Annotated in this window: 10 protein-coding genes; 6 read left to right on the top strand and 4 right to left on the bottom strand. The window is 61.1% G+C overall.

Annotation, left to right across the window (positions count from 1 at the left end; genetic code table 11):
• Window positions 1-38: 38 nt before the first annotated feature.
• From glcF to F3H58_RS21075, 3 genes are all read right to left on the bottom strand, one after another.
• Window positions 39-1,340 carry a glycolate oxidase subunit GlcF gene (gene glcF, locus F3H58_RS21090; RefSeq protein WP_149743645.1) on the bottom strand — a complete coding sequence of 434 codons (1,302 nt, stop codon included), beginning with the start codon at window positions 1,338-1,340 and terminating at the stop codon, window positions 39-41.
• A 3-nt stretch (window positions 1,341-1,343) separates the two neighbouring features.
• Window positions 1,344-2,558, bottom strand: a complete 1,215-nt coding sequence (locus F3H58_RS21085) for an FAD-binding protein (RefSeq protein ID WP_149743644.1) — start codon at window positions 2,556-2,558, stop codon at window positions 1,344-1,346.
• A 262-nt stretch (window positions 2,559-2,820) separates the two neighbouring features.
• The gene (locus F3H58_RS21075; protein ID WP_149743643.1) at window positions 2,821-4,254 is read right to left on the bottom strand and encodes an FAD-binding oxidoreductase; all 1,434 of its coding nucleotides are present in this window, start codon (window positions 4,252-4,254) and stop codon (window positions 2,821-2,823) included.
• A 110-nt stretch (window positions 4,255-4,364) separates the two neighbouring features.
• Here F3H58_RS21075 and F3H58_RS21070 point away from each other — a divergent pair, with 110 nt between their 5' ends.
• Entirely contained in the window at window positions 4,365-5,264 is a 900-nt protein-coding gene (locus F3H58_RS21070) for a LysR family transcriptional regulator (protein ID WP_020812657.1), read from the top strand.
• An 18-nt stretch (window positions 5,265-5,282) separates the two neighbouring features.
• Here F3H58_RS21070 and F3H58_RS21065 read toward each other — a convergent pair whose 3' ends face one another.
• Window positions 5,283-6,557, bottom strand: coding sequence for a DUF3422 family protein (locus F3H58_RS21065; RefSeq protein WP_004432815.1), 1,275 nt, complete (start codon window positions 6,555-6,557; stop codon window positions 5,283-5,285).
• 295 nt (window positions 6,558-6,852) lie between these two features.
• On the opposite strand from F3H58_RS21065, the gene F3H58_RS21060 reads away from it, so the two are divergent.
• From F3H58_RS21060 to F3H58_RS21040, 5 genes are all read left to right on the top strand, one after another.
• Window positions 6,853-7,626, top strand: a complete 774-nt coding sequence (locus F3H58_RS21060; RefSeq protein ID WP_149743642.1) for a FadR/GntR family transcriptional regulator — start codon at window positions 6,853-6,855, stop codon at window positions 7,624-7,626.
• Between the two features lie 103 nt (window positions 7,627-7,729).
• Complete coding sequence (locus F3H58_RS21055) at window positions 7,730-9,076, top strand: glycosyltransferase family 4 protein (protein ID WP_161987672.1); 1,347 nt, start codon at window positions 7,730-7,732, stop codon at window positions 9,074-9,076.
• On the top strand, window positions 9,073-9,819 hold the full coding sequence (locus F3H58_RS21050; protein ID WP_149743641.1) for an HAD family hydrolase: 747 nt from the start codon (window positions 9,073-9,075) through the stop codon (window positions 9,817-9,819). Before F3H58_RS21055 ends, F3H58_RS21050 begins: the two co-directional genes overlap by 4 nt.
• A 298-nt stretch (window positions 9,820-10,117) precedes the next feature.
• Window positions 10,118-10,558: an NUDIX hydrolase gene (locus tag F3H58_RS21045; protein WP_004432806.1), complete on the top strand. Its 441-nt coding sequence runs from the start codon at window positions 10,118-10,120 to the stop codon at window positions 10,556-10,558.
• Window positions 10,559-10,720: 162 nt separating this feature from the next.
• On the top strand, window positions 10,721-12,226 hold the full coding sequence (locus tag F3H58_RS21040) for an inorganic phosphate transporter (protein ID WP_149743640.1): 1,506 nt from the start codon (window positions 10,721-10,723) through the stop codon (window positions 12,224-12,226).
• Window positions 12,227-12,235 lie beyond the last annotated feature (9 nt).

Genomic DNA, 12,235 nt, shown 5'->3' with positions numbered 1-12,235 from the left:
AGACGCGAGCGGGAGAGCTGTCCCGTGTCATGCGAAATTTAAACCGAAAGCCTCGCCGGTTTCGGCCCGCCATAGGCCCAGTCCAGCAGCTCCACCGTGTGCACGATAGGCATATCCGTGCCGGTTCCGATCTGCGTGATGCAGCCGATATTGCCGGTGGCGATGACATCCGCCCGGGTGGCCTCGATATTCTTCACCTTGCGCGCCTTGAGTTTGGCGGAAATCTCCGGCTGCAGGATGTTGTAGGTTCCGGCCGAGCCGCAGCAGAGATGCCCTTCCGCCGGATCGCGAACGGTAAAACCCGCCGCCTTCAGGAGTTGTTTCGGCGCAAGCGTGATCTTCTGGCCATGCTGCATGGAGCAGGCGGAATGATAGGCGACCGTGAGACCCTGATTTTGCCCTTGCGGCAGATCGAGGGTGGCGAGATATTCGGTGATGTCCTTCGCCAAAGCCGAGACCCGCGCGGCTTTTTCGGCATAGGTCGGATCGAGCCGCAGCATGTGGCCGTAATCCTTGATGGTGGTGCCGCAGCCGGAAGCGGTGATGATGATGGCGTCGAGACCGCCGCTCTCCATCTCACGCGTCCAGACATCGACATTGCGCCTTGCCGAGGCGAGCGCCTCTTCCTCCCGGCCCATATGATGCACCAGCGAACCGCAACAGCCCTCCCCCTTCGGCACCACGACCTCGATGCCGAGCCGCGCAAGCAGGCGCAGCGTCGCCTCGTTGATACCGGGATCGAGCACCGGCTGGGCGCAGCCGGTGAGGATCGCAACGCGCCCACGCTTCTCGCCTTCGGCCGGCCGCTCTCCCGGACGGGCTGACGCGGAGGCCGCGGGCACCGCGGCGGGAGCGAGAGCAAGCATGGATTGCAGCGGCTTCAGCGCCGGAACTTTGGCAAGCAGGCCGGAGAAAGGCCGCGCCAGCCGGGCCAGATGCAGGGCCAGCCGGAAACGGGCGGGATGCGGCAGGACGGCAACCAGAAGATTGCGAATCAGCCTATCCATGAAGGGGCGCTTGTATGTCTGTTCGATGTGGGCGCGGGCATGATCGACCAGATGCATGTAATCCACGCCGGAGGGACAGGTGGTGGTGCAGGCAAGGCAGGAAAGACAGCGGTCGATATGGGTGACGACCTCGCGGTCGGCCGGGCGGCTGTTTTCCAGCATATCCTTGATGAGGTAGATGCGGCCGCGAGGACTGTCCAGCTCGTTGCCGAGCGTGACATAGGTGGGACAGGTGGCCGTGCAGAAACCGCAATGCACACATTTGCGCAGGATTTTTTCGGATTCCGCCACATGCGGATCAGCCAGCTGTTCGGGCGTGAAGGATGTTTGCATGGTTCAGACCGCCCTTTCGATCGTCACGGCCATCTTGCCGGGATTGAAGATGCCCGCCGGATCGAGCTTTTCCCTGATACGCGACGACAGGATGGCTTCCGCCGCCGGGCGCGGTTCGAAGGCAGCGACCGTGGCGCGCACCGCGTCGCTCGCCCTCACCAAAGTTGCGTGGCCGCCGCCGAGCGCCCGGATCGCGCCGCGCAGCAAATCCGCCTCGGGGTCCGCCTCCATCTGCATCCAGACAAGGCCGCCCTGCCAGTCGTAAAAGGCGTCGATGCCCGCTTCCATGCGCAGCGCCGCGACAAGCTGATGACCCACCGAAGGCGCGACCGATACTTTCCACAAGGGCTTCGCCGCCTGTCCGGCATAGGGCGCGACATCCCGCACCTGACGCCACAAAAGCCCGCTCTCCTCGCCCTCCAGCAGCGCCCACGGCCCGACCCGATCCATGACGGAAAGGAGTTTGGCCGTGCGCGCCTCCACCGAGGCGGAAAGCCCTTCCAGCCGCAGGATGGTCGCCGGGCCATCCGGCAATCCGCCATCGATGAAACGGGAACGAACGCTTTCCGGCAGATGCGCCGCGCCGGAAACCTCCACGCTCATCGCCATTGCCGCCGCCATGATGCGCGTCGCCGCTTCATCGTCGAGACCGGAAACGACCACGGTTTTTTCCGCAGGCGGTTTCGGCAGGACACGGAAGGTGACTTCGGTGAGGAAACCGAGCGTGCCGAACGATCCGGCGAGGAACTTCGACAGATCGAGCCCGGTGACATTCTTCATCACCCGGCCGCCGGCCTTGATCACATCCCCGCTGCCGTTGACGAAACGTATGCCGAGCAGGCTGTCGCGGGCCGCACCGGCCACATAACGGCGCGGGCCGGAAACATTGGCGGCGAAGACGCCGCCGATGGTCGGTTCACCTTCGGTGCCCATGATCGGGCGGTGATCCATCGGCTCGAAGGCCATCATCTGGCGGTTTTCAGCGAGAGCCGCTTCGACGGTGGCGAGCGGGGTGCCGGCCTTGACGGTCATGACCATTTCGGCGGGCAGGTAGGAGACGATGCCGTTCATCGCACGGGAGGAGAGTGCTTCATCTGCTGCGACAGCATTGCCGAAACCGGAGCGGGTGTTGCCGCCGATGATTTTCAGCGCGCTTTTACGCGCGGTGTGATCGCGGATGATGTCGGCGACCTGGGTTTCTGCGTAGGGGGTCAACATGGGGTGGCGGGCTCCGGGCATGGGACGGCGAAGATCGCGCAGGAAACATTACGCTCGGAGCAAGTGATACCCCCCTCTGCCCTGCCGGGCATCTCCCCCTCAAGGGGGGAGATCGGCAAGAGGCTGGCGCATCGTTTCAATCGCACCGTTCGAGAATTGAGCGGGAGATCGCCGCGAGTCGATCTCCCCCCTTGAGGGGGAGATGCCCGGCAGGGCAGAGGGGGGTAATCCACACCCGCCAACGACATAAGACCAGCCTCCATCATCCCCTCCCCTCCAGCGGAAACACCTTGGAAGGGTTCATCAGCCAGCCCTCATCGAAAGCCGCCCGCACCGCCATTTGCTGGGCAAGATCGGCCTCACCATACTGGTGGCGCATCAGATCGCGTTTTTCGATGCCCACACCATGTTCGCCGGTCAAACAGCCGCCGGCATCGACGCAGAGCTTCAATATTTCATTGCCTGCCTCTTCCGCGCGGGCCGCATCCTCCGGATCGTTGGCGTTGAACAGGATGAGCGGGTGCATGTTGCCATCGCCGGCATGGAAGACATTGGCGACGCGCAGGCCGAGGCGGTCGGTGATTTCGCTCGTCTTCTTCAGCACATAAGAAAGCTGGGAGAGCGGCACGGTGCCATCCATGCAGATATAATCCGCGATGCGGCCGGTTGCGCCGAAGGCGGATTTGCGGCCTTTCCAGATCGCCGCCGCTTCCATGGCTGACTGACATTCCTTCACCGTCTTCACGCCATGTTTTCGGGCAATCGCCACGATGTCCGCCAGCATGGCGTCCATTTCCGCCTCGGAGCCTTCGACCTCGACGATCAGCAGCGCGCCGACATCCAGCGGATAACCCGCTTTGGCGAAGGCCTCGCAAATTTCGATGGCCGGCTTGTCCATGAATTCGATGGCGACCGGGATGATGCCCGCGCCGATAATATCGGCCACGCAGGAGCCGGCCTCCTCCGACGTATCGAAGCCGAACAGCACCGGTCGCGCGCCTTCCGGCCTGGCGATCAGCCGCACTGTCGCTTCCGTCACGATACCGAGCTGGCCTTCCGAGCCGCAGACGAGGGCGAGCAGATCGTAGCCGGCAGCATCGAGGTGCTTGCCTCCCAGTTCCAGCACCGTGCCATCCACGAGCACCATTTTCACGCCGAGCAGATTATTGGTGGTGACACCGTATTTCAGGCAATGCGCGCCGCCGGAATTCATGCCGATATTGCCGCCGATGGTGCAGGCAAGCTGCGAGCTGGGGTCCGGCGCATAAAAGAAACCTTCCGCGCCGGCCGCATCGGAAATGGAAAGATTGGTGACGCCCGCCTGCACCCGCGCCGTACGGTTATAAAAATCCAGTTCGAGGATCGAGGCCATCTTCGAAAGGCCGATCACCACCGCATCCTCCTGCGGGATCGCGCCGCCGGAGAGCGAGGTGCCAGCCCCGCGCGGCACGACCGGAATGCCGTAGCGGTGACAATACTTCATCACCGCCGCCACCTCTTCCGTCGTTTTCGGCAACGCCACGGCCAGCGGCAGGCGGCGATAGGAAACGAAGGCGTCGGTTTCGAAAGGCACGAGTTCGCGCGGTTCGTGCACAAGACAGTCCTCGGCCAAAATATCCTTCAGGTCGGATATGATGCGGTCACGGCCTGCGACGACTTTCGCGCGCGGCTCCAGAAACTTGATCGGCTGCGTCACCGCCCCTCCTCCATGCCATCTCACCAACTGGTATTCTTTCTTTACCACTTTGAAACGGCGCAATCAAATGTTATGGATTTTTTCCTTTCTGGAAACAATCGAGGGCAACTATGACGAATCTGGGCGATCTGGAAGTCTTCGCAAGCGTTGCGGCCTCCGGTAGCATGTCGCTGGCCGCGAGGGAGCTTGGTTATTCGCCCGCCGTCATTTCCAAGCGCATCAAGCGGCTGGAAGAAAAGCTCGGCGCGCGGCTTTTCCAGCGCACCACACGGCAAATCTCGCTGACCGAAGCGGGACAGGGCTTTTACGAGCGGGTGCTTGCCGTGCTGGAAGGGCTGGAGGAGGCCGAGGATTTCGTGTCCGGCCGCGCCAATACGGTCAACGGCACGCTGAAGGTTTCCGCGCCGACCTCCTTCGGGCGCATGCATATCGCGCCGCATCTGAAGGGTTTCATGGAGCGGCATCCGGATCTTTCGGTCAATCTGGTGCTGAGCGACGAATTCATCGACATCATCGAGGGTGGTTACGATCTGGCCATCCGTATCGCCGATCTGAATTCCTCCAGCCTCGTGGCCCGCAGGCTGGCGCCAGTGCGCCGCGTGCTTTGCGCTTCGGCGGAATACGTTGCGGCCCATGGTATGCCGGCGACAATCGAGGATCTGAAAAAGCACCGCTGCCTGCCGGCCCATAATAACGATGTCTGGCGGCTGGAGGGACCGGGCGGCGCGATGAGCATTCGCCCGGAAGGGATGCTCATCACCAATTCCAGCGAGGTGATCCGCGAGGCGGTGATATCAGGGCTCGGCATTGCGTTGCGCTCTACCTGGGATATCGGCCATGAATTGCGCAGCGGCAAGCTGGTGCAGGTTCTGCCGGGTTATGAGGGATCGCGAAACGTCACGCTCTCGGCGGTTTATCCGAGCCGGCAGTTCCTGCCTGCAAAGGTTCGGCTGTTCATCGATTATCTCGCCGGGCTCTATGGGCCTTCACCTTATTGGGAGCAGGGTTGAGGGACATGGGATTACCCCTCAGTGCCCGCCCTCGGCATGGGAGCGGCGGATGCGGCGCACCACCCACCAGACGCCGAGAACCGCGAAAGGAACGGAGATGCCGGTGACGACGGCAGGGTCGAGCGGCAGCACGTCGTGGCTGATCGCCTTGGTGAGATAACCGATCAGACCGACGACGTAATAGGAGATGGCGGCGACCGAGAGGCCTTCGACCGTCTGCTGCAGGCGAAGCTGCATGGCGGCGCGCTTGTTCATGGTGTTGAGCAACACCGTATTCTGCCGTTCCAGTTCCACGTCAATCCAGCTTCGGACGAGCGCCGTGGCGCGATAGAGCTTGCGCGACAGGTTGGCCTGCCGCTCCTCCACCGACTGGCAGGTGCGCATGGCCGGCGCCATGCGCCGTTCCAGAAAGCTGCCCATGGTTTCGTGGCCCTGCACCGGGGTTTCCGCAAGCGCCCGGATGCGTTCGCGCACGATGCCGTCATAAGCGCGGCTGGCGCCGAAACGATAGAGGCTGAGCGCGGCGTTGGCTTCCAGTTCGGCCGCAAGCCGGGTCATTTCCGCCAGCAGCGCATCGGCCTCGTCGCGCGCACCGTTTTTCATGCGCTGGGTGATCCCCGTCAGGCCATCTTCGATACGGCGGATTTCCGGCGAGAGCGTCTGCGCCATCGGCAGGCCCAGCATGGCAAGGGTGCGATAGGTCTCGATATCGAGAAGCCGCTGCACCAGCGCGCCGCGGCTGTAATCGCTCAAGCCCCGGTCGATCACCAATATCTGTGTCAGCCCGTCGCGATCCTGCCGGAAATCGGTGAGGATCGCCGCCTGACCGTCGCGCACGTCGCTGTGACAGAGGCTGGTCGGCTCGAAGATCGTCTCGGCCTCAGACGCCACACCATTTTCCGGGCGGATTTCCAGCCGCACGCCCGAGATCAGCGAGCCGGGCGGCGAAAAGCCGTCGCCGAAGGGATCGCCGGCAATCTCGCCGCCGAATTTTTCCGGCGCGGGGCCATCCCAGAACCAGGTCGAAAATTCGGTATGCCGCTCCCAGCGCAAGGTCCCCTGCCCCCAGGGCATGGCATGGTGGCGGGCATCGCGCTCCGGCGGCGCAACACCGCGGCTGCGCGACATTTCCGCGATGACCGAGTGATGCACGGCCGAACCACCATCCATCATGAAGGCAAGCTGGACGATGATGCGCGAGGGTGCGAGAAGCACCGTCGGCCGCGCATGAACCTCCCCGAGCGCCAGCGATCTTTCCGGCGCGCTTGCGAAAGCAAATCTACCCTTGGCCATTGCGATATCGTCCCCGCCTGTTGCGCCGGTTTTATTAGAGCATTGATCGCGATGAAAACATCGCAATCGAAGCCGCTGTCATTGTTTTGATCCACCTGGCGGAAAAATCCGCCATCGTCACCCTTGCCCTGCCGCTGCTTTAACAAAAGCCAATTCGAAAAGGCAGATGCCGTGTTGCCGCAGGCATGGCACGGACGAGGCGTGTAACTGGATAGAATATTTGACCAGTACGATGCTTCGCTGATAATTTGCCCCCATCGAAATACGGGGCGGGATTTCGCCGGAGACTTCTGCGATGGACGAAACGCTTTTTGCGCGCATCGAGCACAGCCGCACATCGCAGGAGGTGATCTTACGTTTCGAGGAACTGATCCTCGACGGCATATTGCGCGATGGCGACAGGCTGCCCGGCGAGCGCGAACTGGCGCAACGCCTCGATGTCTCGCGGCCGATCCTGCGGGAAGCGCTGAAGGAACTTGAGACCCGTGGCCTTCTTACCAGCCGGCATGGCGGCGGCACCTATGTTGCCGATATTGTCGGCCCGGTCTTTTCAGACCCCTTGAGCGCGCTGATTACCCGCCACAGCCGGGCGACACGGGATTTCCTCGAATATCGCCGCTATATCGAAGGCATGACCGCCGAACTTGCCGCGCAGCGGGCGACGGAGCCGGACAGGCGCAACCTCGCCGCCATCGTGGACAGAATGCGGGAAGCGCATGAGGCGGGCCGTTTCGAAGAAGAGCTTGCGGGCGATGTGGAATTTCACAACGCCATCGGCGAAGCGGCGCATAATATCGTGCTGATGCACACGTTACGCTCCTGCTATCGGCTTCTGAGCGACGACATCTTCTACAATCGCCATCTCATCTTCACCGTCGCCGGCGCCCATGACGAGGTGCTGAGGCAACATATCGCCATCCACGATGCGATTGCCGCCGGCGATGCGGCTGCGGCAAGGGCGGCGGCGGAGGCCCATATCGACTTTATCGTGGAGACGACATCCAAGGCGCATCAGGCGCGGGAATGGGACCGGATTTCGCGCCTGAGGCAACAGCAGCGCGGCCCCTGAAAACGCCATCCGGCGAAATGCGGCACCCGGTTTTTTCAGATTTTGATGGAACCTTTTGTGCTCTTTGGTCTTTTTATCGGGTTAATTGGAAAAATTTACCAAGATGGGACCCATGACGACCACGAGCGAAACTGAACGCTATCCGCGGATAGCTCTCATATCGACGCATGGCTATGTCGCCGCGCACCCGCCGCTGGGCGCTGCGGACACCGGTGGACAGGTGGTTTATGTGCTTGAGCTTGCACGCAAACTCGGCCAGCTCGGTTATACTGTCGATCTTTATACCCGCCGCTTCGAAGACCAGCCGGAATTCGATGAGGTCGATGAGCGCGTCCGCGTGGTGCGCATTCCCTGCGGCGGGCGCGATTTCATTCCCAAGGAATATCTGCACCGTCACCTGATGGAGTGGTGTGAAAATGCGCTGCGCTTCATCAAGAAAAACGACCTGAATTATTCGTTCATCAACAGCCATTATTGGGATGCGGGCGTCGCCGGCCAGCGGCTTTCCGAAGCGCTGAAAATCCCGCATCTGCACACGCCGCATTCGCTCGGCATCTGGAAAAAGCGCCAGATGGAGACCGACTATCCGGAAAAGGCCGATACGTTCGAACTGGAATTCAACTTCAGGGAACGTATCCAGCACGAGCTGATCATCTATCGCAGCTGCGATATGGTGATCGCCACGACGCCGGTGCAACTTGACGTTCTGATCGAGGATTACGGTCTGAAGCGCAAGCACATCCACATGATCCCGCCCGGTTATGACGACAACCGTTTCTTCCCGGTTTCCGACGCAACACGGCAGATGATCCGGCAGCGTTTCGGTTTCGAGGGCAAGACGGTGCTGGCGCTCGGACGCCTTGCCACCAACAAGGGTTATGACCTGCTGATCGACGGTTTTTCCGTTCTTGCCGAGCGCGAACCGGAAGCCCGGCTTCATCTGGCCGTCGGCGGGGAGAATATGGACGAGCAGGAAACCACGATCCTCAACCAGTTGAAGGAGCGGGTGAAAGCGCTAGGCCTAGAGGATAAGGTGGCGTTTTCCGGTTATGTCGCGGATGAAGACCTGCCGGACATCTATCGCGCCGCCGATCTTTTCGTGCTTTCCAGCCGTTACGAGCCCTTCGGCATGACCGCTATCGAAGCGATGGCGAGCGGCACACCCACCGTCGTTACCATTCATGGCGGGTTGTTCCGGGCCGTCAGTTATGGCCGCCATGCGCTGTTCGCCGATCCTTTCGACAAGGAAGACCTCGGCATCACCATGATGAAGCCGTTCAAGCATGAGCGACTTTACGGGCGGCTTTCCCGCATGGGGGCGCACAAGGCGCGCAGCCTGTTCACATGGACCGGCATTGCCCAGCAGCTTCTCGCCCTTGTGGAAGGCAGGACCATGATGCCGGTTCTGGAAGAAGCCGATTGGGCCGAACCATGGAACGACGGCGATTGAGACCGCTTCGCCTTTTTTCCACCGATCTCGACGGAACCGTCGTCGGCGATAACGACGCCACGCGCCGGTTCCGCGATTTCTGGCATTCGTTGCCGGAGGGTCAACGTCCCCTTCTGGTTTTCAACAGCGGCAGGCTGATCGACGACCAGCTTGCGCTTCTCGAAGAGGTACCATTGCCGGAGCCCGACTACATCATTGGCGGGGTCGGCACCATGCTGCACGCGAAAGAGCGGGGCGAGTTGGCAAACGCCTATACACAGTCCCTCGGCACCGGTTTCGACCCCCAGAAGATTGCCGAGGTCATGACCGGAATTCCCGGTGTGACGATGCAGGAAGAGCGTTACCAGCACGGCTTGAAATCGAGCTGGTTCCTGCATGACGCCGATGACGCCGCGCTCGAAGAGATTGAGGCCGCGCTTGTGGAGAACGATATCGATGCCCGTATCGTCTATTCCAGCGACCGCGACCTCGACGTCTTGCCGAAAGCCGCCGACAAGGGTGCCGCGCTGACATGGCTATGTGGACAACTACAGATCGGCCTCGACGAATCAGTGGTTGCAGGCGATACTGGCAATGATCGGGCGATGTTTGAGCTTAAGAATATTCGCGGCGTGATCGTGGGCAATGCCCTGCCGGAGCTCGTCTCGCTGACATATCATGATACGCGCTTCTTTCACTCGGCTGCGAAGGAAGCGGACGGTGTGGTCGAAGGCCTCCGGCACTGGGGATTAACCCCGGACTAAAAACAGCCCCGGCTACAATTCATAGCGGCTTTGCAATCCGTATGCTTGAAGGCGGGCGGAGAGGGTATTACCGCATCGGCTGTCCGGCCGGGGAACCACCCGGTCGCAGCTTTGTTCGCATATCCACCATGCCCATCTTCCCTGCAGGCTTCATCAGCGTGAAGACAGTAGTGGGTTATGGGTGAAAGGGGATTGGCGGAACTTACGGCACATCTATATTAGCAATTATCACTACCCGGCAAAAAAGGATCAATCCGGATTGAAGATTTTGAATCGATTGGCGACAGATGTTGGCTTGATGTTGCGCAGACCGCCGCGACAGCAATATGCGGCGCTGTGCTATCGATTGTCCAAGAAGAATCCGGAGCCGGAAGTGTTGCTGCTGACCAGCCGGGACACGGGGCGCTGGGTCATTCCCAAGGGCTGGCCCATGGCCAACAAGAAGGCCCATGCGGTGGCCGAGCAGGAAGCCTATGAGGAAGCCGGTGTCAAAGGCACGGTGGAAAAGGCCCCCTTCGGTTATTACGAATATGAGAAAAAGCTGAACAGCGGCGTCAACGTGCCGTGCAGGGTTCAGGTGCATCTGCTCGAAGTTTCGGAGATGCAGGAAAGCTTTCCCGAAAAGCAATCCAGACGGCTGGAATGGGTCAGTCCCCAGGAAGCGGGAAAACGCGTCAACGAGCCGGAATTGAAAGCGCTGATGCTCGCTTTCGACAAACGGATGACGCATTCGAAATAGCGCGCCCGCCCCGAACGTGGCAATGTGCAGTTTGTTTTTCCAACATGGCTTTTATCGTCTTTCCTTTTGGAAAGATGTGCGAGATGTAACAGTCTTTCTGTAAAATTGCCTTCAACCTGCGACACTGCCGGACGAAAGGGAATGCTGGCAAACGAGGTCTGAATGGCAATCAAGCCGCCATCGAATATGAAACCGACGCTCGACAAGGACCTCGACAAGATTACCCGTGTCGAAGAGGCGACGCTGCATGTCACGCAGCAGCTTGCCGGCCTTGGCGCGGGGTTCATGTTCGTTGTCCTGGCGGCCATCTTCGCCGGCGTCTTCGTCACCGGCACCGCGGGTTCGGTCATCATCATCGCCGCCGTCGCCATCGGCGCCTATATGGCTATCAATATCGGCGCGAATGACGTCACGAACAATGTCGGCCCGGCGGTTGGGGCCAAAGCCATGCCGCTTGCCGCCGCCCTCATCATTGCCGCCATCTGCGAGATTGCCGGCGCGCTGATCACCGGCGGCAATGTGGTCGAGACCATTTCCAGCGGCATCATCAACATCGAGACAATTCCCGACAGGACCGCCTTTTCATGGGCAATGCTGTCGGCGCTTCTCGCCGCCGGCCTTCTCGTCAATATCTCGACATGGACCAAGGCGCCGATTTCCACCACCCATACGGTGGTGGGCGGGGTTGCGGGCGCGGGAATGGCCGCCTATGGGGCGAAGGCGGTCGACTGGATTTCGCTCGGCAGCATTGCCTTCGCATGGGTTCTGGCACCCTTCATCAGCGCCATCATCGCCGTCGCCATCCTTGCTTTCATCAAGGAATTCATCATTTACCGCGAGGACAAGCTCACCTCCGCCAGACTGTGGGTTCCGGTTCTCATTGGTTTGATGGCGGGCGTCTTCATGGCCTATCTCATCTGGGTCGGATTGCGGCAGCTCATGCATGTGTCGCTTGGCCATGCCAGCCTCACAGGGCTGGTGACCGGGCTCGTGGTCTGGCGGCTCTGCGTGCCGATCATCCGCAAACAATCGGAAGGATTGGAAAACCGCAACCAGTCGCTTCGAATCCTGTTCCAGTGGCCGCTGGTTCTCGCCGCCGGCCTGATGTCCTTTGCCCATGGGGCGAACGACGTTTCGAACGCCATCGGGCCCGTCGTTGCCATCGTGCGGGCCCTGCATGACGAGGCGGTGAGCACGTCTGCCCGTGCGCCGATGTGGGTAATGCTGGTCGGTGCCTTCGGGCTTTCCTGCGGTATTCTTCTTTATGGCCCGCGCCTTATCCGCCTCGTCGGCGAGCAGATCACCAAGCTCAATCCGATGCGCGCCTTCTGCGTTTCCGTGGCTACGGCGCTCACCGTGCTCATTGCCTCGCGCTTCGGTCTGCCGGTCAGCACCACCCACACGGCAATCGGCGCGGTGTTCGGCGTCGGTTTCTTCCGCGAATGGTACACGCAATCGTCGCGGCGGCGGCAGGAGCTCGTTCAGGCTGGTGACGGCAGGCCCCGCCGGTCGGAAAGATATGCCGACAATCCTTCCGAGATACGCCGCCGTTATCTCGTCCGCCGCTCCCACTTCATGACGATCATCGCCGCCTGGCTGGTCACCGTTCCTTCCAGTGCAGCGCTTGCGGCGCTGCTCTACTGGCTCATGTCGTCCCTCTTTCTCTGAACCTGAAAC

The organism is Rhizobium sp. NFACC06-2, from assembly GCF_900101425.1.
Taxonomy (GTDB): domain Bacteria; phylum Pseudomonadota; class Alphaproteobacteria; order Rhizobiales; family Rhizobiaceae; genus Agrobacterium; species Agrobacterium leguminum.
This window is presented reverse-complemented; position numbering and strand designations above follow the sequence as displayed.

Coding starts and splice junctions, on each gene's coding strand:
- F3H58_RS21065 (WP_004432815.1), bottom strand. CDS start 6,557: ATGGCCAAGGGTAGATTTGCTTTCGCAAGCGCGCCGGAAAGATCGCTG.
- F3H58_RS21085 (WP_149743644.1), bottom strand. CDS start 2,558: ATGTTGACCCCCTACGCAGAAACCCAGGTCGCCGACATCATCCGCGAT.
- F3H58_RS21045 (WP_004432806.1), top strand. CDS start 10,118: ATGTTGCGCAGACCGCCGCGACAGCAATATGCGGCGCTGTGCTATCGA.
- F3H58_RS21060 (WP_149743642.1), top strand. CDS start 6,853: ATGGACGAAACGCTTTTTGCGCGCATCGAGCACAGCCGCACATCGCAG.
- F3H58_RS21055 (WP_161987672.1), top strand. CDS start 7,730: ATGGGACCCATGACGACCACGAGCGAAACTGAACGCTATCCGCGGATA.
- F3H58_RS21070 (WP_020812657.1), top strand. CDS start 4,365: ATGACGAATCTGGGCGATCTGGAAGTCTTCGCAAGCGTTGCGGCCTCC.
- glcF (WP_149743645.1), bottom strand. CDS start 1,340: ATGCAAACATCCTTCACGCCCGAACAGCTGGCTGATCCGCATGTGGCG.
- F3H58_RS21040 (WP_149743640.1), top strand. CDS start 10,721: ATGGCAATCAAGCCGCCATCGAATATGAAACCGACGCTCGACAAGGAC.